Origin of the sequence: Serratia sp. CY82433 (assembly GCF_052166535.1) — a bacterium.
Lineage (GTDB): Bacteria > Pseudomonadota > Gammaproteobacteria > Enterobacterales > Enterobacteriaceae > Serratia > Serratia sarumanii.
On record NZ_JBJNOR010000005.1, the window covers coordinates 220,093 to 242,248 of the forward strand.

Sequence of the window (22,156 nt, forward strand, 5' to 3'; positions counted from 1 at the left end):
TACTAGCCACTTATTTCCCAATAAAAAACCCGCCTGCGCGGGTTTTCTCTTTTTTCTCGCTAATTGTCACTTCACCAGCGGCTTATCATTGGGCGTTTTGAACTTCGCCAGGTATTGCGGCTGGAAGATGCACATGCGCAGCACGGTGCGGTATTCGCCGTTGACGAAGAACTCGTCGATCAACTCGCCTTCCACGTTGAAGCCCAGCTTGCTGTAGATGTGGATCGCCTTCGGGTTCTCTTTGTCGACGATCAGGTACAGCTTGTACAGGTTCAGCACCGAGAAGCCGTAGTCCATCGCCAAGCGGGCGGCGGTGCTGGCATAGCCTTTGCCCTGGTGGGCGGGATCGATGATGATCTGGAACTCTGCGCGGCGGTGGATGTGATCGATCTCCACCAGCTCCACCAGGCCGACCTTGGCGCCTTCGTGCTCGATGATAAAGCGGCGCTCGCTCTGATCGTGGATGTGTTTGTCGTAGAGATCGGAAAGTTCGACAAAGGCTTCGTAAGGTTCTTCAAACCAATAGCGCATAACGCTGGCGTTGTTGTCCATCTGGTGGACGAACGACAGATCGTCCCGTTCCAATGGGCGTAACCTGACGCTGGCAGTGCTGGACATGTGGGCTCCTCTGTGCCGTGAAATTGTGCAAAGTATAACTTCACAGAATGGATGAAGGCGAAAAAAAAACGGCGCCGCGTGGGCGCCGTTTAGGCAAGGTTCAGGCTGCGCGCATCAGTCGGCGGCGTGGCCCTGCTCAGGCAGGCGTTCGCCGTCCAGCCAGGCGGCGCCATCGCGCATCGCCAGGCGGCCGTCGACGAACCAGCTCACCACCAGCGGATAGATCGTGTGTTCCTGGGTTTGCACCCGTTCAACCACGTCATCCTCTTCGTCGTCAGCGAAAATCGGCACCTTGGCCTGCAAAATCACCGGGCCGCCGTCGAGCTGCTCGGTCACGAAGTGCACCGAGGTGCCGTGTTCGCTGTCGCCGTTGTCGATGGCCTGACGGTGGGTATGCAGCCCGGGGTATTTCGGCAGCAGGGAAGGGTGGATGTTCAGCATGCGGCCGGCATAACGCTGCACGAACTGCGGGCTGAGGATGCGCATGTAGCCGGCCAGCACCACCAGATCGGGCTGGTACTGGTCGATGGCGTCCGCCAACGCGGCGTCGAACGCCGTGCGATCGGCGTAGGCCTTGGCATCCAGCGCCTGGGTGGCGATGTCCGCCGCCTCGGCGCGCTGCAGGCCGTAAGCCTGCGCCTTGTTGCTGAACACCGCCACGATCTCGGCGGCGATGCGGTCCTGCTGGCAGGCGTCAATCAGCGCCTGGAGATTGCTCCCCTGGCCGGAGACCAACACCACGATCTTTTTCATCAGTTGATGACCACTTGTTGTTCGTCGGAAGAGGCGGTCAGTTTACCGATTTTCCACGCTTTTTCACCTGCCGCGGTCAGCAGCGCGATGGCCGCTTCCACTTCGGCTTCCGGCAGGGCGATGACCATGCCTACGCCGCAGTTGAAGGTGCGGTACATTTCATGGCGGCTGACGTTGCCGGCCTGCTGCAGCCAGGTGAACACCGCCGGCCACTGCCAGCTGGCTTCGTCGATCACCGCCTGCATGCCTTCCGGCAGCACGCGTGGAATGTTTTCCCAGAAGCCGCCGCCGGTGAGGTGAGCGATGGCGTGTACGTCCGCCTTCTCGATCAGCTCCAGCACGGACTTCACGTAAATCTTGGTCGGCGCCAGCAGGTGGTCGGCCAGCGGTTTGCCTTCCAGCTGGGTGGCGGTCGGATCGGTGTTGCTCACTTCCAGGATCTTGCGCACCAGCGAGTAGCCGTTGGAGTGCGGGCCGGAAGCGCCCAGGGCGATCAGCGCGTCGCCGGACTGCACTTTGCTGCCGTCGATGATCTCGGATTTTTCGACCACGCCGACGCAGAAACCGGCCACGTCGTAGTCTTCGCCGTGGTACATGCCCGGCATTTCAGCGGTTTCGCCGCCCACCAGCGCACAGCCGGACTGTTTGCAGCCTTCGGCGATGCCGGTGATCACGCTGGCCGCGGTGTCCACATCCAGCTTGCCGGTCGCGTAGTAGTCGAGGAAGAACAGCGGCTCGGCGCCCTGAACCACCAGATCGTTGACGCACATCGCCACCAGATCGATGCCGATGGTGTCGTGGCGTTTCAGATCCATCGCCAGACGCAGCTTGGTGCCCACGCCGTCGGTACCGGAAACCAGCACCGGCTCGCGGTATTTCTGCGGCAACGCACACAGGGCGCCAAACCCGCCCAGACCGCCCATCACTTCCGGGCGACGGGTCTGTTTAACTACACCTTTGATGCGGTCTACCAATGCGTTGCCAGCATCGATATCGACACCTGCGTCTTTATAGCTGAGAGAGGTTTTGTCGGTCACTGCGCGATTCCCCACGACGGTTTGCGGTTTGAAAACTGTGCTTCCGATGTTGATTCCGGAATAAGGCGCGGCAATTCTAACAGCGCAGGCAAACGTTTGCGAGCGGCTTGTGAACCGGCTCCGCTTTTTCGTCATCTATACTGATATTCAAACTTTTGTTGATCCCGATCGGGCTATTGTGGGTGGCGCGGCGAAAAAAAGGAGGTATAATCCCGCGATTTTTTTGGCCGCAACCACCTTAATAGGAGAAAAATGATGAAGATCGTTGAGGTGAAACACCCGCTGGTAAAACACAAGCTTGGCCTGATGCGCGAAAATGACATCAGCACCAAACGCTTCCGTGAGCTGGCCTCAGAAGTGGGTAGTTTACTGACCTATGAAGCGACCGCCGATCTGGAGACGGAAAAAGTCACCATCGAAGGCTGGTGCGGGCCAGTTGAAGTGGATCAGATCAAAGGGAAAAAGATTACCGTAGTGCCGATCCTGCGCGCAGGCCTGGGCATGATGGAAGGGGTACTGGAGCATGTGCCGAGCGCGCGCATCAGCGTGGTGGGAGTATACCGCGACGAAGAAACCCTGGAGCCGGTGCCGTACTTCCAGAAGCTGGTTTCCAACATCGAAGAGCGCATGGCGCTGGTCGTCGACCCGATGCTGGCCACCGGCGGTTCGATGATCGCCACTATCGATCTGCTGAAGAAAGCCGGCTGCCACAGCATCAAGGTGCTGGTTCTGGTGGCGGCGCCGGAAGGCATCGCCGCGCTGGAGAAAGCGCACCCGGACGTTGAGCTGTACACCGCCTCCATCGATCAGTGCCTGAACGACAAAGGCTACATCGTGCCTGGCCTGGGCGATGCGGGCGACAAGATATTTGGTACCAAGTAAACATTTGAGCCGACTAACGAGTCGGCTTTTTTTTTGACTAAAACCTATAAAACCAATAAACCGAGGAAAAGCACACATGACCCGTCGCGCCATCGGCGTCAGCGAGCGCCCGCCGCTGCTCCAGACCATTCCGCTCAGCTTCCAGCACCTGTTCGCCATGTTCGGCGCCACCGTGCTGGTGCCTATCCTGTTCAAGATCAACCCGGCGACCGTGCTGCTGTTCAACGGCATCGGCACGCTGCTGTATCTGTTCATCTGTAAAGGCAAGATCCCGGCCTACCTCGGTTCCAGCTTCGCGTTTATCTCGCCGGTGCTGCTGCTGTTGCCGCTTGGTTACGAAGTGGCGTTGGGCGGTTTCATCATGTGCGGCGTGCTGTTCTGCCTAGTGGCGCTGATTGTGAAAAAGGCCGGCACCGGCTGGTTGGACGTGATGTTCCCGCCGGCGGCGATGGGGGCGATCGTCGCGGTCATCGGGCTGGAGTTGGCGGGCGTGGCGGCCAACATGGCGGGGCTGCTGCCGGCGGAAGGCACCAGCGCCGATTCGACCACCATCACCATTTCGCTGGTGACGCTGGCGGTCACGGTGCTCGGCTCGGTGCTGTTCCGCGGCTTCCTGGCGATTATCCCGATCCTGATCGGCGTGCTGGTGGGCTATGCGCTGTCGTTCTTCATGGGCGTGGTGGATTTGACTCCGATTCGCGAGGCGCACTGGTTCGCGCTGCCGACCTTCTACACTCCGCGCTTTGAGTGGTTCGCCATCTTCACCATTCTGCCGGCGGCGCTGGTGGTGATCGCCGAGCACGTCGGCCACCTGGTGGTGACCGCCAACATCGTGAAGAAAGATCTGATCCGCGATCCAGGGCTGCACCGCTCGATGTTCGCTAACGGTATCTCGACGGTGTTCTCCGGCTTCTTCGGCTCTACGCCGAACACCACCTACGGTGAGAACATCGGCGTGATGGCCATCACCAAGGTCTACAGCACCTGGGTGATCGGCGGCGCGGCAGTGTTGGCGATCCTGCTGTCCTGCATCGGTAAGCTGGCGGCGGCGATCCAGGCGGTGCCGGTGCCGGTGATGGGCGGCGTTTCCCTGCTGCTGTACGGTGTGATCGGCGCCTCGGGCATTCGCGTGCTGATCGAGTCCAAAGTGGATTACAACAAAGCGCAAAACCTGATTTTGACCTCGGTGATCCTGATCATCGGCGTAAGCGGTGCCAAGGTGCATATCGGTGCGGCGGAGCTGAAAGGCATGGCGCTGGCGACCATCGTGGGTATCGGCCTGAGCCTGCTATTCAAGGTCATCAGCCTGTTCCGCAAGGAAGAAGAGGTGCTCGACGCGCCGGACGAACCGGCGGAGCAGAAGTAACGAAAAGGGCAGCCCAGGGGCTGCCCTTTTTACTCGTATTTCTGCCTTTACATCCGTTGGGATAAAGTAGCTGATAGCATTAACAACATCGATTAAAAGGAAAAGGATATGGAGTACTACGGATATATTTTGCTCAAATTTGTTATTGGCTTTGTCATTGTTATCACCCACTTGAACCTGTCCGGAAAGACCCAGCTATCGCAAATGACCCCTGTGGATTTTATCGGCAACTTTGTGCTCGGGGGCATTATTGGGGGCGTTATCTATAGCGATAGCATCCCCTTGTACCAGTATGTCGTTGTACTGCTTATCGGTGTAGGGCTAATTTCTCTGTTGAATGCAATCAGTAAACACTGCAACTTCTTTCGTTCGGTCACTATCGGCAACCCGATACCAATTATAAAAAACGGCCGCTTTTTGATGGAAAATATTTTAGCCAAGAAAAATAAAATCGACATCTTGAACGTTTCCTCACAGCTGCATGCGCAGGGGATTCACGCCTTTCAGGAGATTGTCTATGCGCAAATTGAGCCGGGCGGTCAGATCACCGCGGTATGTGAGGGAAATGAGCTGCCTTCGATTATCATTATGAAAAATGGCAGGGCCAGGCCTTATGAGCTGCAGGAGATTAATAAAGATGAGGAGTGGTTGAGCCAAACTATCCGTGAACACGGTATAGAGCCGAAAGATATTTTTATTGCTGAGTTTTGGGACGGTAGAACTGCGTTCATTCTTAATGACGGACGCATGGTCAAATAGTGAAAAAGGGGGAGCCTCAGCCCCCCCAATATCATATTAGCTGCGAATTTTGCGGTACACGAACAGCACCACGATAGCGCCGATGACCGCCACCACAAAGCTGCCGAAGTTGAAGCCGTCAACCTTGCCGTAGCCGAAGAAGGTGCTGATATAGCCGCCGACCACGGCGCCGATGATCCCCAGCACGATGGTCAGGATAAAGCCGCCGCCGTCTTTGCCGGGCATGATCCACTTAGCCAAAATACCGGCGATCAGGCCGAAAATAATCCAGGAAATAATCCCCATTTACTGCTCCTTTCTTTTGTGGCTGAGAATAGCTTACTGCTGGGTGGCCGGCTGCGTATTGCCGTTCACCGCCGCATCGGTCTCTTGTTTCAACTCTTGCGCTTTGTTTTCGGCGCTGTTCTTGATGGCTTCGGTCTTCGCCTTGGCCTGCTCGGTCAGATCGTTAGCGCCGTTGATGGCGTCGTTTTTGATGGCCTTGGCCTGATCCACCAGCTGCTGGCTTTGTTTGCCTGCGTCATCCTTGATCGCGGCGGCCTTGGCCTTGGCGTCGTTGGTGATGGCGTCCGCCTGTTTGGCGGCTTCATCTTTGATCGCCGAGGCTTTGTCTTTCAGCTGGTCAGCCTGGGTGGCGGCCTCTTTTTTGATTTCATCCGCCGTTGCTTTCGCTTTGTCCGTCAGATCGTCCGCTTTTTTCTGGGCGGCGTCTTTCATCTGCTCGGCGCTGTCTTTGGCTTTATCCAGGTTGGCGTCAACCTTGGACGAGTCATCACAGCCGGCAACCAACAACCCGATAAAGGAGGCCAACAGCACTTTATTCCATACTTTCATCGTCTATATCCTTGCAGAAACCTTGTTGATGGTGATTGCATTTAGCCTACCTATACTAGGTCAGATTTTACTTAAATTACAAATTTAACCTGCGCAGGCATGGAGTTAGGGAATGATATCGGACAATTCTTGCCTTGGCGGACACCGCAGCCGATCAAGCGGCGCTTAGGCATTGCTCACTATTGCGGCATAAGATCCTGCCGGTTCAACAGCGCCCGTTTTCTGTGTTAAACTGCCCACGTTTTTCTGCCAGTTTTGGTTGAGGTGCTTCTCTGAATACGCCGGCACAGCTTTCACTGCCACTTTATCTTCCCGATGATGAAACTTTCGCCAGTTTTTATCCGGGCGAGAACCCATCCCTATTAGCCGCGATCCAATCCGCCGTCCGTCAGGAACATGGCAGCTATATCTATTTTTGGTCGCGTGAAGGCGGCGGGCGCAGCCATCTGCTGCATGCGGCCTGTGCCGAGCTTTCGCAGAAGGGCGAGGCGGTGGGCTATGTGCCGCTCGACAAGCGCGCCTACTTCGTGCCTGAAGTGTTGGACGGCATGGAGCAGTTGGCGCTGGTTTGCATCGACAATATTGAATGCATCGCCGGCGACGAAGAGTGGGAGATGGCGATCTTCAACCTCTACAACCGCATTCTGGAAACCGGCCGCACCCGTTTGTTCATCACCGGAGATCGCCCGCCGCGCCAGTTGAACCTGCGTTTGCCGGATCTGGCTTCGCGCCTGGACTGGGGGCAGATCTACAAGCTGCAGCCGCTGTCGGACGAAGAGAAACTGCTGGCGCTGCAGCTGCGCGGCAAACTGCGCGGCTTCGAGCTGCCGGAAGACGTGGGCCGCTTCCTGTTGAAACGGCTGGATCGCGAGATGCGCACGCTGTTTATGACCCTCGATCAACTCGATCGCGCCTCGATCACCGCCCAGCGCAAGCTTACCATCCCGTTCGTTAAAGAGATCCTGGGACTGTAGCGAGCCATCAAACCTGTTTTTCTGCATGTTCCAGCAGGGAGCTGTAGTGCTCAACCTGCTGGCGTTGCCGATCGCTTCGCAGTTGCAAAGCGAGATTGATATGTTCCAGACACTGCGCATTGTCTGCAAGCAGTGGGTCGATTTTCCCTTGTTGCGCCAACCAGGCCGCCACGTCAGCCCAGCGCCATAACGGTGAGGTGCCGCCGAGCCGTTGAATGGGGGAAGGGAAGCCGCCGGGGCCGCGAGTCCCGTCTTTTAGCATCGCGATCGCCTGACGCGACAGTTCAGTGAGCTCGGCAATATCGCTTAATCCCACCAGGCTGGAGTCTACCGATATCACCTTGGCGCCAATATTTGCAGACTCAATATCACTGATGGCGCTGCAAATCGCGTGCGCAAAGTTATCGCTTTCTCGATCGAACTCCAGGTAGACGGTTTTACCGTAGAAACAGATCAGCGCGTCATCGCATCCCGCTGCATGCAGCGCATCCTCCAACCCGGTGGTATCGGCGGTCACTCCATCTAGCGTCAATGAGAAATGAAAGAGCGTCATGGTGATTCTCCGGTTATTTTTTCTGCGACAGCGCCAGGCAGTGATCGACTTTGCGCCGAATCTGTTTGGCATGTACCTCTGGATTTTTCGGCGTGCTCCAGATGCTCATCATATGTTCTTGATGTCCGGCAAAGGCGCAATGCAGTCGTCCAAATGCGTGCCCTTTGCTGGGGCGAAAATGCCAACCCTGAGAAAGGGCGTAAGCTAATGCCGCCTGGATATGCTTGTCTGGGTGTTTTTTCATCGCTCGTCCAGTGATGCGATTAGGGTAGGTGGGGTGTTGACGGTTGTCAACGCCTGTCTTGCCGTGAGGCTCGGCATTTGTGCAGCATAGCAACAGGAGAAGTTGAGGATGATGAAAAGTATTTATATAACAAACAATTAAAAATAGCCCTGTTCAGGGCTATTGGTATGTTACGGCTCAATAAGAGGCGGGTTGACCGTTTACAAAATCTCCAGCACCTGCTCCGGCGGCCGGCCGATGCGCGCCTTGCTGCCTTTCACCACGATCGGGCGTTCGATCAGTTTCGGGTTCGCCGTCATCGCCGCCAGCAACTGTTCTTCGCTCAGGCTGTCGTCCGCCAGCTTCAATTCCTTGTACAGGTCTTCTTTCTTGCGCATCAGATCGCGCGCCGATGTGAAGCCCAGTTCCTTCAACAGCTTTTTCAGCTCATCGGCCGACGGGGGCGTTTCAAGGTACAGCACCACCTTGGGATCGACGCCGTGCTGTTCCAGCAGCGCCAGGGTTTCACGGCTCTTGGAGCAGCGCGGGTTGTGGTAAATCGTGACGTTTTTCATGGCGTTCATTCCTTGTTGCATCAGCTGCGCTGGTATTGGCGGAAGCGCTGTTGCAGTTGGCGCAGCTGGTCGATGCGCGCATCGTAGCGCGCCTGTTTCAGGCTGCCGAGTTTCTGCAGCGAGCTGGCATTGCTGAGCAGGCCGATGGCCTGATCGAGCCGGCCGGTCAGCGCCAGGCTTTCGGCGCGGGCCGACAGTTCTTCATCGCGCAGCCCTTGGGCGGCGCTGGCCTGCGCCAGCAGATCCCAGCCGTTCGGATCGTCCGGATGGGCAAAGGTGTAGCGGTTCAGGATCTTCGAGGCCTGCGCCGGCTGGTTGCCTTCGACATAGGCGTTGGCCAGGTTGAGCTGCAGCACCGGGTTGTTGCTCTGGGCGGCGTTGGCCGCCTGCAGCCGGGCGATGGCCTGCGGCGCGCGTTTCTGGCCGAGATCGATGTCGGTCATCAGGTCGATCAGCCAGACGTTTTTCGCATCCTGCGCCAGCATCGGCTGAATGATGTTGCGCGCGTCGTCGTATTTTTTCGCTTCATAGAACAGGATGGCGCGGCCGTATTTGGCGGCCGCCTGTTCGCGCACATTGCCCTTGCTGAGCGAGCCGAGCAGCTCTTCGTTCAGGCCATAGCCCTCCGAACTGTACATGCCCAGTGCGCGCACCTTGGCCATCAGGTAATCCTGCGAAGACTGCACGATGTGTTTCGGCATCTGGTTGGCGCGGTTGCGCGCGTCGGAAAGGCGGCTGTCCGGCAGCGGGTGCGTCAGCAGCATTTCCGGCGGTTTGGAGGCGTAGCGCGACTGATCCGAGAGCTTCTGCAGGAAGTCGGGCATCGCTTCCGGATCGAATCCGGCGCGCTGCAGCACCTGAATGCCGATGCGGTCTGCTTCCTGTTCGTTCGACTGGGTAAAGCTGATCATGCCCTGCTGGGTGCCGGCCAGGGTGCCGCTCAGCGCCGCCATGCCCATAGTCGGGTTGGCCATCGCCAGCAGGATGGAGCCGAGCGCGCCCACCCAGGTCAGCGGGGCGTTGCGCTGTTGATCTTCCATTGCGCGCGCCAGGTGGCGCTGGGTGACGTGCGAGATTTCGTGTGCCAGCACCGAAGCCAGCTGGCTTTCGTTGTCGCTGACGCGCAGCAGCGCGGAGTGCAGCACCACGTTGCCGCCGAAGAAGGCGAAGGCGTTGATCTCGTCGTTGCGCACCAGATAGAAATGGAATGGCGTGCGCACCGAATAGGCGCTGGCCACCAGCCGGTTGCCCAACTGGTTGATGTACTGGCTCAGCAGCGGATCGTTGATCAGCGGGGCGCTGGCGCGCAGTTGGCGCACGTAGAAATCGCCCATCGCCAGCTCTTGTCCGATGCTCAGGGTGCCGCCGGCGGAGGTGCCCATATCCGGCAACTGATCCTGGCTTTCCGCCTGTGCTGGCGCCAGGGCGGTGGCGTTCAGCGTGCCGAGCAGCAGCACCGCTAACGCGGTTTTGGTCAACCGGTTGGTCATAGTCAGGCGTTTCCCTTAAATAATCATTTCTAAGACGTCAGCAGCAGACAAGAGTTCTTTATTCCCGCGGCGCAACCCGCGCGAAAGTGCGGCGGCTCACAAACCGAGGCGGCGGCACCCATCACATCATAGTCAGCCGCAGGCGACAAGGAAACGTTAGCCGGGCGCGGATCGGGCAAAAAAGTTTTATTTTTCATTTTGAAGGGCGTTTTTTCGTCGCTGGCGGCATGCATTTCGAATAAAACACGGATAAACTTTGTCCGCGTTTTATTGACAAGAGAAACGCAGACTCATATAGTCTGCGTTATTGAAGATTCATTGATGGTCGAAAACGGACACATGGCGTACATCACAACCAGCGTTGAATATGGCATCCACTGCCTGCTGTGGCTGGTCGGCGATAACCAGCGCGCGCTCAGCAGCCGCGAACTCGCCGAGCTGCAAGGCATCTCCCCCAGCTTTCTGGCCAAGATTTTCCCCAAGCTGGAAAAGGTAGGGATCGTCGCCGCCAGTGAAGGGGTGCGCGGTGGTTATCGTCTGGCGCGCCCGGCGGACGAGATCAGCTTCCTGGAGATCATCGACGCCATTGAAGGGCACAAGCCGCTGTTCGATTGCCAGGAGGTGCGCGGGCGCTGTGCGGTGTTCGACGATTCCCCGCCGGATTGGGCGGTTTCCGGCAAATGTGCCATCCACGCGGTGATGCTGCAGGCGGAGAAAGCGATGCGCGACGCGCTGGCGGCGCAGACCCTCGGCGCCGTCGCGGCCCGCTTTGGCCGCAAGGCGCCGCAGGGCTTCTTCGGTGAGGTCAACCTCTGGCTCGACGAGCGCATGACGGAACGCACCGCGCGCAGCGGCAAAACGGCGCGCGCCAAGACCTAACAACTGCCTTTCCTTAAAGCGAAACACACTTTTTCCGCCTCTTCGGAAGGGGCGGGCGGGCCTTCTGCACCCTGTTACGGGAGCGGAACGGCATCGTTCATCCGAAAACTTGCGGGCAGCCTTATCGCCCGTTTAACCCTGTATGAAGGAGTCATCCCATGACGCAGAAAATAGTGATTGCCGGTTCCGGTTTTGCCGGTTTTTGGGCCGCCGTGTCCGCCATGCGCGCCATTAACATCGCCGGTAAGCATGACGAGATCGAGGTGCTCATGGTTTCGCCGACGCCCACGGTCACCATCCGGCCGCGCCTGTATGAAGCGGTGCTGGAAAACATGAACCCGGACATTTCCGCGCAGCTCGCCGCCGTCGGCGTGCGCCACCTGGCCGGGACGGTAGAACGCATCGACGCCGCCGCCAAAACGCTCACGGTGGCGCAGGCGACGGGGGGATCTCTTGAGCTGGTCTACGACCGCCTAGTGTGGGCCACCGGCAGTCGGCTCTCCGTGCCTGCGGTGCCGGGCTTTGCCGAATACGGTTTCAACGTCGATACGCTGGAAAGCGCGCAGCGTTTGGATGCCCATATCAAAGCGCTGGCGGCCAAACCCTCGACGCCCGCGCGCAACACCGCCGTGGTGGTGGGCGCGGGGCTGACCGGGCTGGAGAGCGCGGCGGAGATGCCGCAGCGGCTGCGGGATGCGCTGGGCAAAGACGAGAACGTGCGCGTGGTGATCGTCGATAGCGCGCCGGAAGTGGGCGCCGGGATGGGGGCGGAGCCGGGGGCAGTGATACGCCAGGCGCTGGCGGAGTGCGGCGTGGAAGCGCGGGCCGGTCTGCGCGTCTCGGCCATCGACGCCGAGGGGGTGATGCTGTCGAACGGTGAGCGCATCGCTGCCAACACGGTGATCCTGGCGGCGGGCGTGCGGGCGCATCCGCTGACCGAGCAGATCCCCGGCGAGCGCGACGGCAGCGGCCGGGTGATCGGCGACGCCTTCCTGCGCGCGCCGGCGGCGGCGGGCATTTTCGTGACCGGGGATACGGTGAAGGCGGCGACCGACGATCTCGGCAACCACAACCTGATGACCTGCCAGCATGCGATGAGTCTTGGCCGCGTGGCCGGCCACAATGCGGCGGCGGAGCTGGCGGGATTGCCGACGCACCCGTACAGCCAGCCGAAGTATGTGACCTGTCTGGATCTGGGGCCCTGGGGCGCGCTGTATACCGAAGGCTGGGATCGCCAGGTGCGTTTTACCCGTCAGGAAGGCAAAAAGATTAAGCAGGAGATCAATACGCAGTGGATTTATCCACCGGCGGCGGATCGCGAGGCGCTGTTCGCCGTAGCCAATCCGGATTTCGTGATTGTGCCTTAAAGAAGTCAAAACGGGAGCGGCAACGCTCCCGTCGTCATTTTCCCAGCGGCAGGAACGAGCGCTCCGGCACCACGGTCTTCATCACCAGGGTGGAGCTCAGACGCTGCACGCCCGGCAGAGCGGAGAGTTTCTCGTCGTAAAGCTGTTGAAAGGCGGGCAGATCGCGGGCGATCACGTGCAGCAGGTAGTCGGGATCGCCGAACAGCCGCTGCGCCTGCACCACCTGGGGAATGTCCATCATGGCGTTTTCGAAAGTTTCAACGGCGCGGCGATCGCCTTCGCGCATGGTGACGAACACCAGGGCGGAAAAGTTATAGCCCAGGCTGCCGGGATCGAGCTGGGCGCGGTAACCTCTGATCACCCCGGATTCCTCTAACGCCCGCACCCGGCGGTGGCAGGGGGATACGCTCAACCCGATCCGCTCGGCCAGCTCGGTCACCGACAAACGGCCGTCGGTCTGCAGTTCAGCAAGAATCTTGCGATCAATCTTATCCATTTAGAAGAATTTCCCCGCTTATGCCGATTTCAGGCAAGTAATTGAAAGCACATTTTAATCCCTTGAGGATATTCTTGCCATCTGTTGAACGGTTTTGACGGCCGCCGCGGCAGGCGGGGCCGTTCTTCTTCCACGAGGAAAGCGCAATGGTTCTCTGTTCAGTGTGGTGCGGTGCGTTTGAGAGGGCGGCGGTATGACGCTCGCTCTGTTCGCCGCTTTTTGGGCGGTATCGATTTTATTGGTGATCACGCCGGGTATGGATTGGGCCTATGTGATCTCGGCGGGCATTCGCGGCCGGGTGGTGGTGCCCGCCGTCGCCGGCTTGCTGTTTGGCCATTTGTTGATGATTGCGATCGTAGTGGCGGGCGTCGGCGCGCTGCTGGTCGGCAACCCGTTGGCGCTGACGGCGCTTACCTTGCTGGGAGCGGCTTACCTCTTGTGGATCGGTTGCAACATGCTGCTGCACCCGCCGGTGCCCGGCGCCGGTGAAGATCAGCGTTCCGATTCCTGGCTGCGCTGGGCCGGCAAGGGCGTGTGCGTCAGCGGGCTGAACCCCAAGGTGTTTCTGCTGTTTCTGGCGCTGCTGCCGCAGTTTACCGACGCCCGGGCCGAATGGTCGGTGCCGATGCAGATGCTGGCGTTGGGCGTCGTGCATTTGATCAGCTGCGGCCTGGTGTATCTGCTGGTGGGATTCGGATCGCAGTCGGTACTGCGCACGCGCCCACAGGCCGCGAAGGTGGTGGGGCGCATCTCCGGCGCGGCGATGATCGTCATCGCCCTCGGGCTGCTGGCCGAGCAGGCGCTGAAATAGCGCCTGGTCAGCGAAAACACCTATCGTCGGTAGATGTCCGGCCGGGCGATCTGCCAGACAAAGTCGGGGCGGTTGATGGCGCTATAGCCCACTTTTTCATAGAGCCAGGGGGCGGTGCTGGTGACCAGCATGACTCGCCGCAGCGTCGCCATCAGCGGATGGGCCTGGCAGCATTCCGCCAGCCACAGACCCAGCCCGCTTTTTTGGTACGTTTCCAGCACGTACACGTCGCACAGATAGCCGAAAGTGGCGTAATCGGTAACCAGCCGGGCGAAACCGATCTGCCTGGCGCCGTGATACAAACCGAAGCACAGGCTGTGGGCGAGGGACTGGCGGACGGTCTCTTTATCAATGCCTTCCGCCCATGACGAACGGGTCAGAAATGCATGGATGGCATCGAGATCCAGCAGAGCGGGATCGGTGCTGACGAGATAGTCCGCCCGCTGCCACTCCCGTGGGGCAGGGGTTGTCATGAGGGGGCTTCTCCTGTTGTCTGTTCGTTCGTTGTTAAGTGCCTGTACGCAGGGTGAGGCCGTTTATCGACGGTGTAAGGCGAGATAACCATGCACGGCACCGGGATCGATAGCTGGCGGATTGGTTTTGATAATACGAGATGTCGCCATGACTTTTAGAGAAGGAAGGAAAATAATTACGCTTGATTGCGTAAATAATAATGAGTATGTTTCTCATTCTCTTTGTTGTTCGCGGGCGCACGAAGGAGTTATTAGCCTGCATTAGCGTGATAGTTGATTCACAGGGAAACACTGAGACGCGCGGTGGCGCTCATTTCTCGTGATGAGAAAGCTCAAAACTAAACTGCAGAGCCCGCCGTAAACACCGTTTTGAATGGTCAAGGATTTCCCCGATGAAAATGAAAACCTCTGTGCTCGCCCTGCTGACGGGGATGGCGCTCAGCGGCTGCACGCCGCACCAAACCTCTTCCTCTTCCCCTGCCGTGCAACCTCTGGCGCAAGCGGCGCAATCCGACAGCATCGTCAAACGCCAACTGGCTTATGGCTTGTATGAAATGGCGCTGACGCCAGGGGGAGATGCGCTGTACGTCGCCAGTGCCGAAAGTTTTAAAGATGTACAGGGTGGCGTGGTCTATAAGCTGGACGCCAAGACCCTGAAAACCCTTGGCACGACGCATACCGATCTGAAAAATTTCGCCATGCAGGCCGCTGCGGATGGGAAAACCCTTTATGTCAGCAATTCGCTGGACGGCGGTATCAGCGCAATCGGCGTCGCCGACGGTAAGGTGAAAGGGCGTTTGCTGTTCAGCGAGCGCAATGAGAAAGGGTTGCCGTATGGTGCGCGCCAAATTCTGGCTCACGACAACACGCTGTATGTGGGGGCGGTGGCCGACCCGGCGCAAATTTGGGTGGTTGACGCTGAATCGCTCAAGCTGAAAACGCGCATTAAAAATACCGGCAAATGGATGACCGGCCTGCATTACTCCGAACAGACCCAACGCGTGTATGCCGCCAATGGCAGCGGCGAGATCCTGGTGATCAACCCGCGTTCCAACCGCATCGAAAAACGCTGGAAACCGTTGGGAGACCAACCCGCACTGCTGCTCAATATGGCGGAGGACGAGGCTACCGGTCGTTTGTTCGTCACCGACAACTCCAAGGCGAAGACCACGCTGGTCTTGGATATTCACACCGGGAAGTTATTGAAGCGGCTTGATGTGGGCGACTCTTTGGCTGTCGTTTTCAATCCACGGCGCAACGAAATTTACATCTCGCAGCGTGAATCCGGCAATGTGCTGAGCCTGGATGCGACGACCTATGCGGTGAAACAGCGCTGGCCGCTGCCGCCGAATCCAAACAGCTTGCTGCTGTCGGCAGACGGCCAGACATTGTTCGTTACGGTCAAACAGCCGTTTAACAAAGATCATTCCACTCAGGGGCCGGACAGCGTGGTTCGCATCGCGTTGAATAAATAAGCCCCATCGGCCCGGCGACGGGCCATTTAACTTTTATCCTCATTCATGAGTGAATTATGCACAACACCAGTACAACGAATTTCCCTTTACGTAAAACGCTGCTGGCGCTGACTATTGGCGCGCTGAGCCAGGGGGCGCTGGCCGCAGACGGCGGCGCCAAGAAAAACCAGGAGGACACCCTGGTTGTCCGGGCCGAAAAACACGGCGATTTCAACTCCGGCGGCAATGATTTGGTTCCCGCCTATCTGGATGGACAGGTCGCCCACGGCGGCCGCCTGGGAATGTTGGGCGAACAGAAAGCGATGGACGTTCCGTTCAACGTCATAGGTTATACCGCGAAGCTGGTACAGGATCAGCAGGCGAAGACCATCGCCGACGTGGTCAGCAACGACGCGGGTGTACAGGCGGTGCAGGGGTACGGTAACTTCGCCGAAACCTATCGTATCCGCGGTTTCCAACTGGACGGCGACGACATGACGATGGGCGGGCTGCCGGGCGTGGTGCCGCGCCAGGTGATGGATACCCAGATGCTGGAGCGGGTGGAGATCTTCAAAGGGGCGAACGCCCTATTGAACGGCCTGGCTTCCAGCGGCGTTGGCGGCATGATCAATCTTGAACCGAAGCGGGCGGAAGAAACGCCGACCACCCAGATCGGCCTCGACTACACCTCCGATTCTCAGGTGGGCGGCACGCTGGATCTGGGCCGCCGTTTTGGTGACGACAACCAGTTTGGCGCTCGCGTCAACCTGGTGCACCGTGAGGGTGAAACGGCGGTTGAGGATGATAAGCGGCGCACGACGCTGGCATCGGTTGGGCTGGACTATCGCGGCGATCGTTTCCGTTCATCGTTGGACTTCGGTTATCAGAAAAAGACTTTCCATGGGGGAACGATGGGGGTCAACATCAGCGGCATCGATGTGATACCCGCGGTGCCTGACACCCGTAAAAATTACAGTCAGCAGTGGGGCTACAGCGATATCGAGAACGAATTCGGCATGGCGAAAGCGGAATATGATTTAACCCGCGACTGGAAGGCCTATGCCGGCTTGGGCGCGCAGCACGGCCATGAAACCGGTGTTTACAGCGCACCGAAGCTCATCAACGCCAACGGTGACGCCACGGTTGGGCGCCTGGACACCAACCGCATTATCGACGCTTTCAGCGGCATGGCGGGGCTTGAGGGCAAGTTCACGACCTGGGCGGTTTCGCATCGGGTCAACGTCGGCTATTCCGCGCAGATTAAACGCGACAAAACCGCGTGGCGCATGTCCGCCAACAATCCGACGACCAATATCTACGATAACCATGATGTCGCAATACCGGACAATGCCTATTTCGGCGGCAACTACAGCGATCCGCTGACCACGGCGCGCAACCGGACGCAGGGCTGGTTGTTCAGCGATACGTTGGGCTTTTTCGGCGATCGGGTGTTGTTAACGGCGGCGGCGCGCCATCAGAAAGTGGTGGTGCGTAATTACAGCAACGCCACCGGCCTGGAGGATACCGCCTCCCGTTATACGCAAAGCCGCTGGATGCCGACGTTCGGGCTGGTCTACAAGCCGTGGGAAACGGTGTCGCTTTATGCCAACCATACCGAGGCTTTGCAGCCTGGCGGCATTGCGCCGAAAGAGGCGGCTAACTTCGGGCAGAGTACCGGTATCGCCCGTTCCAAGCAAAATGAAGTGGGCGTGAAAGTTGATTTCGAACGCGTGGGCGGCTCGTTGGCGCTGTTTGAAATCAAAAAGCCGGCCACCATGATCGACAGCAACAACTACTACACGTTGAACGGCGAGCAACGTAACCGCGGCGTGGAGTTGAATGTATTTGGCGAACCGGCCTTCGGCCTGCGCCTTAACGGCAGCGCTACCTGGCTTTCGCCCGAGCTGACCAAAACCCAGGGCGGCCGTAACGATGGCAAAGACGCTATCGGCGTAGCGCACTTCTACGCGGTGCTGGGGGCGGAATACGATATCAGGCCGGTCGATGGCCTGACGGCGACGGCGAAAGTGCGGCATACCGGTTCGCAATATGCCGACTCCGCCAATACCAAAAAGCTCGATAGTTTCACGACCCTGGATCTCGGCCTTCGCTATCGCATGCGTTTGAATGAGGATCAAAATACGCTGGTATGGCGTGTGGGGTTGGACAACGTCACGAACGAGAAGTATTGGTCCGGCGTAGAAAGCAATGGCACTTACGTCTTCCAGGGACAGGCGAGAACGCTGAAAGCGTCGGTAACTTACGACTTCTAAGCGATACAGAAACGACGGCGGCCCACATGTGATGGGGCGCCGGTTTCTTCGTCACCGGGGGATCGTTTTTCACTATGACCGATGGGTGAGCACGCTGATCAGATCCAGCGCGTCGTCCGCCGCCGCGATTTCGCTTTCGCTGAGCGCCTGCCGTTCGATGAAGCTCTCGATGGCTTCCAGCAGGGAGAAGACGCTGATTTCATCCCCTATCTTCACGACTTCGCAAACGCCACGCCCGATCGCCAGACAGATGGCTTCATCAAATTCACACGGTTTGCTGTTCATCTTTTTTCCCCTACGGCGTTTGGGATGATATCGGCCATGCTACCGGTTTTTGCCCGGCGGCTGTCTGACGAAAATCTCATTTTTTCGTTGATGCTGGCGGGCGCACGATCGCGTGCAGTGGCGAAATTCTGATTTCCTCACCGTGGCCAAATTTCCCTTGTGACCGCCGTGCCGGCGCGGTATTGTCGCCAAATGACGACAATACCGCCTCATTGTCCGCATAAAAAATTCATGACGTTATCATCCCTTCATCCCGCTGCCGTGCGGGATTTTTTTATGAGGTTTATCTCAAAGTGCGGATAACCTCGACGCGATCGCTTGCCATGCTCTGGGAATAATCCTAGCTTGAAATAGTCATTTAGGGTTAGCAATCCCTCATGACCTCCTTGTAACACTTGATGCACCAGAACGTTTTCTCCCCCGCTGCGGCGGGGGTTTTTAATGACGTGCATCAGAAAAGGCCGCAACGCAAGAACCGACAGAGTTCGTGACGATAATCAGTTTAAGCATCAGGGGATGGGAAAATGAAAAATGATTTGGCGGCGGCGATCGCGATTGGCTGTGTGCTGTTGTTCGCATTGGCGGTCGGTTCGCCCCTTTCTATCGGTACCTCGCTGTAATCTTCCGCGGCCCCGTTCGGGGCCGCTCACCGCGCCTGTCGCCGAGTCTGCGGATTTTTGCGCCGATCGCCTGCCCACGCGATAAAATCAGCCAAATTGCGGTTGATGTATGGCGAACTTTGAGTACTCTGAGTGCTTTGCACACCTCGCGTGCGCCCGTTCTATCTATGCTTTAATCACGCCCATCACAGGAATCGCCATGCCCGCCCGTCAAACCTCGAGGAGCCCGCTCTGATGCTGGAGATGTTATTACAGTGGTACCGCCGCCGCTTCACCGATCCGCAGGCTATCGCGCTGCTGGTGATCCTGGTTGCCGGCTTCCTCATTCTCTATTTTCTGCACGGCATTCTGACCCCGTTGCTGGTCGCCATCGTGCTGGCCTATCTGCTGGAGTGGCCGACCGCGCGCCTGCAGCGCATCGGCTGTTCGCGCACCTGGGCGGCGAGCATCATGCTGCTGGTGTTCGCGGGCGTCGCGATGCTGCTGGTGTTCGTCGTCGCGCCAACCGCCTGGCAACAGGGCATCAATCTGATGAGCGATCTGCCGGGCATGCTCAACCAGTTCTATAACTTCGCCGCGACGCTGCCGAAGCGTTACCCGGCGCTGGTGGATGCCGGCATCATCGACATGATGGCGGAAAACCTGCGCAGCCGGCTGTCCGGCATGGGCGAGTCGGTGGTGAAATTCTCGCTGGCGTCGCTGGTCGGCCTGCTGACGTTGGCTATCTACCTGATCCTGGTGCCGATGATGATGTTCTTCCTGCTGAAAGACAAAGAGCAGCTGCTGAACGCGGTGCGCCGCGTGCTGCCGCGCAATCGCGGCCTGGCGGGGCAGGTCTGGAACGAGATGAATCAGCAGATCACCAACTACATTCGTGGCAAGGTGCTGGAGATGGTGATTGTCGGCGTGGCGACCTACCTGGTGTTCGCCGTGCTGGACATGCGCTACTCGCTGCTGCTGGCGGTGCTGGTGGGCTTCTCGGTGCTGATCCCCTACATCGGCGCGGTGCTGGTCACCATACCGGTGGTGGTGGTGGCGCTGTTCCAGTGGGGCGTCGGCGCCGATTTCTGGACGCTGATCGTCGCCTATCTGGTGGTGCAGGGGCTGGACGGCAACCTGCTGGTGCCGATCCTGTTCTCCGAAGCGGTCAACCTGCACCCGCTGGTGATTATCCTTTCTGTGATCGTGTTCGGCGGGATGTGGGGCTTTTGGGGGGTGTTTTTCGCCATTCCGCTGGCGACGCTGGTGAAGGCGGTGATTCACGCCTGGCCGGATGAACTGCGGGTCGAGGTGGAAGACGAGGCCGGCTGAGAGGGAATAACGAAGCGCAGCAGGCCGCTGCGCTTCGTGAGATTTACTGCTGCAGGTAGTTCAAAACGATGTCGTGGTGATTGGTGGTTTTGAAATCATCAAACACTTTTTCAATCTTGCCTTTGCCATCGATCAGGAAACTGATGCGGTGAATACCGTCGTAGGTCTTGCCCATGAAGGTTTTCTCGCCCCACACGCCAAACTGTTGCGACACCTGATGATCTTCATCAGACAACAGCGTGAAGTTGAGCAGCTCCTTTTCGGCGAAGCGCGACAGTTTTTCCGGTTTGTCGGTGCTGATGCCCAGCACTTCGACGCCGGCCTTTTTCAATTCGTCCATGTTGTCCCGCAGGCCGCAGGCTTGCACGGTGCAGCCCGGCGTCATCGCCTTCGGATAGAAGTAAACCAAAACTCGCTGTCCCTGGAAGTCGGCCAAATTAATTTCCTCACCGTCCTGGTCAGGCAAACTAAATTTCGGCGCTGTGTCACCGGCTTTCAATGGGCTCATCACTACTCTCCATCTTTCTCGTCATGCTGTGGATAGTTCACCACGCTAATACTGCCTTGCGCGTTCAATTCTGTACATAGGCGATGGAAGGCTTGCTCAATATTTGAGGCGTCCCGATCGCCGGAGCTGTGGGCGGTGATTTGGATATACAGCTGCGGCGGCAGGTCGCCGTCCGCCGGCTGCGTGCGCGAGACCAGTTCGGCGATATTCATCTGGCTGGAGTCGAACAGATCGGTAAAGCGTTCGATGATGTGCGGCGAGTCCTTCACTTCCACCTGCACCCACACCGTGGCCGGCATCGGCGGCCTTTCGTGCGAGTTTGTGCGTTTCATCACGATCAGCAGATCCAGCTCCGCGCCTTTTTGCGGCAGGGTGGATTCGATCAGGGTGATGGCGTTCCAGCTGCCGGACAGCAGCATGATGAACGTGAACTCCTCTCCCAGCATGGCCAGACGGCTATCTTCGATATTGCATCCGCAACTGCTGACGTGGCGGGTGATGGTATTGACGATTCCGGGGCGGTCGGCGCCGAGCGCGGTAATCACGAGATAGTGTTCGTCTGACTGAGGCAAAATAGCGCTTCCTGTCGTGCTTAATGGGGTTACCATGGTAAACATAAAAAAAACCGCCTGCCAAGCGCTTACAACGCGGTTGTGCGCTTGCTTTTGGATAGGCAGCAAAAGTACCATGAGTGACTTGTTTGTGGAGGGGACGGCCAATGTTTACGGGAAGTATTGTTGCACTGGTTACGCCGATGGACGACAAAGGTGCTGTCGATCGCGCGAGCCTGAAAAAATTGATCGATTATCATGTAGCCAGTGGCACCGCGGCGATCGTTTCCGTAGGGACCACCGGCGAGTCCGCAACGCTTGCCCATGACGAGCACGTTGACGTGGTGCTGCAGACGCTGGAGCTGGCTGACGGCCGCATTCCGGTGATCGCCGGCACCGGCGCCAACGCCACCGCCGAAGCCATCGCGCTCACCACCCGCTTCGCCAACACCGGCGTGGTGGGCTGCCTGACGGTGACGCCGTACTACAATAAGCCGACGCAGGAAGGGCTGTATCAGCACTTCAAGGCGATCGCCGAGAGCACCGAGCTGCCGCAGATCCTGTATAACGTGCCTTCGCGCACCGGCTGCGACATGCTGCCGCCGACCATCGCTCGGCTGGCGAAAATCAAGAATATTGTTGCTGTAAAAGAAGCGACGGGGAACTTAAGTCGCGTTAGTCAGATCCAAGTGCTGGTTGACGATGAAGACTTCATTTTGCTGAGCGGCGACGACGCCAGCGGGCTGGACTTCATGCAACTGGGCGGCAAAGGGGTGATTTCCGTGACGGCCAACGTGGCCGCGCGCGAGATGGCGGAACTTTGCGCGCTGGCGGCGCAGGGCAAGTTTGCCGACGCGCGCCGCTTAAATCAGCGCTTGATGCCGTTGCATCAGGATCTATTTGTAGAAGCAAACCCAATTCCGGTGAAGTGGGCCTGTAAGGCGTTGGGATTGATGGCAACCGATACGCTGCGTCTGCCGATGACGCCGTTGAGCGAAGCCGCCCGCCCGGTGGTGGAGCGCGCGCTGAAAAGCGTCGGTTTGCTGTAACTCTAAGGGAAATTT

Annotated in this window: 25 protein-coding genes; 11 read left to right on the forward strand and 14 right to left on the reverse strand. The window is 58.4% G+C overall.

From position 1 onward, the window contains the following. Nucleotides 1-66 precede the first annotated feature (66 nt). From speG to purM, 3 genes are all read right to left on the reverse strand, one after another. A complete protein-coding gene (gene speG / locus ACJ8PI_RS20695) occupies nucleotides 67-618 on the reverse strand; it encodes a spermidine N1-acetyltransferase (RefSeq protein ID WP_004941631.1) in 552 nt (183 codons plus the stop codon). 114 nt (nucleotides 619-732) lie between these two features. Beyond that, nucleotides 733-1,371, reverse strand: a complete 639-nt coding sequence (gene purN, locus ACJ8PI_RS20700; protein WP_041036249.1) for a phosphoribosylglycinamide formyltransferase — start codon at nucleotides 1,369-1,371, stop codon at nucleotides 733-735. Further along, nucleotides 1,371-2,408 (reverse strand): phosphoribosylformylglycinamidine cyclo-ligase, encoded by a 1,038-nt coding sequence (gene purM / locus ACJ8PI_RS20705; protein ID WP_025303843.1) that lies wholly within the window; start codon nucleotides 2,406-2,408, stop codon nucleotides 1,371-1,373. The genes purN and purM overlap by 1 nt, the downstream gene beginning before the upstream one ends. A gap of 255 nt (nucleotides 2,409-2,663) precedes the next feature. Here purM and upp point away from each other — a divergent pair, with 255 nt between their 5' ends. The 3 genes from upp (at nucleotide 2,664) to ACJ8PI_RS20720 (ending at nucleotide 5,415) form a co-directional block, all read left to right on the forward strand. Further along, nucleotides 2,664-3,290, forward strand: a complete 627-nt coding sequence (upp, locus tag ACJ8PI_RS20710; protein ID WP_004941642.1) for a uracil phosphoribosyltransferase — start codon at nucleotides 2,664-2,666, stop codon at nucleotides 3,288-3,290. 76 nt (nucleotides 3,291-3,366) lie between these two features. Then, nucleotides 3,367-4,656 carry a uracil permease gene (uraA, locus tag ACJ8PI_RS20715; protein WP_021504398.1) on the forward strand — a complete coding sequence of 430 codons (1,290 nt, stop codon included), beginning with the start codon at nucleotides 3,367-3,369 and terminating at the stop codon, nucleotides 4,654-4,656. Between the two features lie 108 nt (nucleotides 4,657-4,764). Further along, entirely contained in the window at nucleotides 4,765-5,415 is a 651-nt protein-coding gene (locus ACJ8PI_RS20720) for a DUF421 domain-containing protein (RefSeq protein WP_033648818.1), read from the forward strand. A 36-nt stretch (nucleotides 5,416-5,451) separates the two neighbouring features. Here the strand turns inward: ACJ8PI_RS20720 and ACJ8PI_RS20725 are convergent, their stop codons facing one another. After that, complete coding sequence (locus ACJ8PI_RS20725) at nucleotides 5,452-5,700, reverse strand: GlsB/YeaQ/YmgE family stress response membrane protein (protein WP_033635514.1); 249 nt, start codon at nucleotides 5,698-5,700, stop codon at nucleotides 5,452-5,454. Between the two features lie 33 nt (nucleotides 5,701-5,733). Beyond that, nucleotides 5,734-6,249, reverse strand: coding sequence for a hypothetical protein (locus ACJ8PI_RS20730; RefSeq protein ID WP_019452428.1), 516 nt, complete (start codon nucleotides 6,247-6,249; stop codon nucleotides 5,734-5,736). A gap of 272 nt (nucleotides 6,250-6,521) precedes the next feature. On the opposite strand from ACJ8PI_RS20730, the gene hda reads away from it, so the two are divergent. Further along, nucleotides 6,522-7,223, forward strand: coding sequence for a DnaA inactivator Hda (gene hda / locus ACJ8PI_RS20735; RefSeq protein ID WP_025159568.1), 702 nt, complete (start codon nucleotides 6,522-6,524; stop codon nucleotides 7,221-7,223). A 7-nt stretch (nucleotides 7,224-7,230) separates the two neighbouring features. On the opposite strand, the gene ACJ8PI_RS20740 is transcribed toward hda, so the two are convergent. The 4 genes from ACJ8PI_RS20740 to ACJ8PI_RS20755 all read right to left on the reverse strand — a co-directional run bounded on the left by ACJ8PI_RS20740 (nucleotide 7,231) and on the right by ACJ8PI_RS20755 (nucleotide 10,064). Next, nucleotides 7,231-7,776, reverse strand: coding sequence for a helix-turn-helix transcriptional regulator (locus tag ACJ8PI_RS20740; RefSeq protein WP_060431339.1), 546 nt, complete (start codon nucleotides 7,774-7,776; stop codon nucleotides 7,231-7,233). Between the two features lie 13 nt (nucleotides 7,777-7,789). Then, the gene (locus ACJ8PI_RS20745; RefSeq protein ID WP_033644019.1) at nucleotides 7,790-8,020 is read right to left on the reverse strand and encodes a hypothetical protein; all 231 of its coding nucleotides are present in this window, start codon (nucleotides 8,018-8,020) and stop codon (nucleotides 7,790-7,792) included. Nucleotides 8,021-8,220: 200 nt separating this feature from the next. Further along, nucleotides 8,221-8,574, reverse strand: a complete 354-nt coding sequence (gene arsC / locus ACJ8PI_RS20750; protein WP_033648817.1) for an arsenate reductase (glutaredoxin) — start codon at nucleotides 8,572-8,574, stop codon at nucleotides 8,221-8,223. 20 nt (nucleotides 8,575-8,594) lie between these two features. Then, on the reverse strand, nucleotides 8,595-10,064 hold the full coding sequence (locus ACJ8PI_RS20755) for a beta-barrel assembly-enhancing protease (protein WP_033635508.1): 1,470 nt from the start codon (nucleotides 10,062-10,064) through the stop codon (nucleotides 8,595-8,597). A gap of 339 nt (nucleotides 10,065-10,403) precedes the next feature. Here ACJ8PI_RS20755 and ACJ8PI_RS20760 point away from each other — a divergent pair, with 339 nt between their 5' ends. Both ACJ8PI_RS20760 and ACJ8PI_RS20765 read left to right on the forward strand, forming a co-directional pair. Further along, nucleotides 10,404-10,943: an RrF2 family transcriptional regulator gene (locus tag ACJ8PI_RS20760; RefSeq protein ID WP_041038078.1), complete on the forward strand. Its 540-nt coding sequence runs from the start codon at nucleotides 10,404-10,406 to the stop codon at nucleotides 10,941-10,943. A 158-nt stretch (nucleotides 10,944-11,101) separates the two neighbouring features. Further along, nucleotides 11,102-12,310 carry an NAD(P)/FAD-dependent oxidoreductase gene (locus ACJ8PI_RS20765; RefSeq protein WP_049233025.1) on the forward strand — a complete coding sequence of 403 codons (1,209 nt, stop codon included), beginning with the start codon at nucleotides 11,102-11,104 and terminating at the stop codon, nucleotides 12,308-12,310. Nucleotides 12,311-12,344: 34 nt separating this feature from the next. On the opposite strand, the gene ACJ8PI_RS20770 is transcribed toward ACJ8PI_RS20765, so the two are convergent. Then, nucleotides 12,345-12,806, reverse strand: coding sequence for an Lrp/AsnC family transcriptional regulator (locus ACJ8PI_RS20770; protein ID WP_033654583.1), 462 nt, complete (start codon nucleotides 12,804-12,806; stop codon nucleotides 12,345-12,347). Between the two features lie 193 nt (nucleotides 12,807-12,999). Between ACJ8PI_RS20770 and ACJ8PI_RS20775 the strand changes: the two genes are divergently transcribed. Continuing rightward, nucleotides 13,000-13,617, forward strand: coding sequence for a LysE family translocator (locus tag ACJ8PI_RS20775; protein WP_033635505.1), 618 nt, complete (start codon nucleotides 13,000-13,002; stop codon nucleotides 13,615-13,617). 20 nt (nucleotides 13,618-13,637) lie between these two features. On the opposite strand, the gene ACJ8PI_RS20780 is transcribed toward ACJ8PI_RS20775, so the two are convergent. Next, nucleotides 13,638-14,090 (reverse strand): GNAT family N-acetyltransferase, encoded by a 453-nt coding sequence (locus tag ACJ8PI_RS20780; protein WP_033635504.1) that lies wholly within the window; start codon nucleotides 14,088-14,090, stop codon nucleotides 13,638-13,640. Between the two features lie 392 nt (nucleotides 14,091-14,482). On the opposite strand from ACJ8PI_RS20780, the gene ACJ8PI_RS20785 reads away from it, so the two are divergent. Together ACJ8PI_RS20785 and ACJ8PI_RS20790 are read left to right on the forward strand one after the other, a co-directional pair. Continuing rightward, nucleotides 14,483-15,565: a YncE family protein gene (locus ACJ8PI_RS20785; protein ID WP_033654585.1), complete on the forward strand. Its 1,083-nt coding sequence runs from the start codon at nucleotides 14,483-14,485 to the stop codon at nucleotides 15,563-15,565. A 56-nt stretch (nucleotides 15,566-15,621) separates the two neighbouring features. Beyond that, a complete protein-coding gene (locus ACJ8PI_RS20790) occupies nucleotides 15,622-17,817 on the forward strand; it encodes a TonB-dependent receptor (RefSeq protein WP_033654586.1) in 2,196 nt (731 codons plus the stop codon). 72 nt (nucleotides 17,818-17,889) lie between these two features. Here ACJ8PI_RS20790 and ACJ8PI_RS20795 read toward each other — a convergent pair whose 3' ends face one another. Next, on the reverse strand, nucleotides 17,890-18,102 hold the full coding sequence (locus tag ACJ8PI_RS20795) for a hypothetical protein (RefSeq protein WP_033648813.1): 213 nt from the start codon (nucleotides 18,100-18,102) through the stop codon (nucleotides 17,890-17,892). Nucleotides 18,103-18,956: 854 nt separating this feature from the next. On the opposite strand from ACJ8PI_RS20795, the gene ACJ8PI_RS20800 reads away from it, so the two are divergent. Then, nucleotides 18,957-20,033, forward strand: coding sequence for an AI-2E family transporter (locus ACJ8PI_RS20800; RefSeq protein ID WP_033635501.1), 1,077 nt, complete (start codon nucleotides 18,957-18,959; stop codon nucleotides 20,031-20,033). A gap of 43 nt (nucleotides 20,034-20,076) precedes the next feature. Here ACJ8PI_RS20800 and bcp read toward each other — a convergent pair whose 3' ends face one another. Both bcp and ACJ8PI_RS20810 read right to left on the reverse strand, forming a co-directional pair. Continuing rightward, a complete protein-coding gene (gene bcp, locus ACJ8PI_RS20805) occupies nucleotides 20,077-20,541 on the reverse strand; it encodes a thioredoxin-dependent thiol peroxidase (RefSeq protein ID WP_033654587.1) in 465 nt (154 codons plus the stop codon). 2 nt (nucleotides 20,542-20,543) lie between these two features. Further along, nucleotides 20,544-21,149 carry a glycine cleavage system transcriptional repressor gene (locus ACJ8PI_RS20810; protein WP_369783268.1) on the reverse strand — a complete coding sequence of 202 codons (606 nt, stop codon included), beginning with the start codon at nucleotides 21,147-21,149 and terminating at the stop codon, nucleotides 20,544-20,546. Between the two features lie 110 nt (nucleotides 21,150-21,259). Here ACJ8PI_RS20810 and dapA point away from each other — a divergent pair, with 110 nt between their 5' ends. After that, nucleotides 21,260-22,141 carry a 4-hydroxy-tetrahydrodipicolinate synthase gene (gene dapA, locus ACJ8PI_RS20815; protein ID WP_043147806.1) on the forward strand — a complete coding sequence of 294 codons (882 nt, stop codon included), beginning with the start codon at nucleotides 21,260-21,262 and terminating at the stop codon, nucleotides 22,139-22,141. Nucleotides 22,142-22,156: the final 15 nt, after the last annotated feature.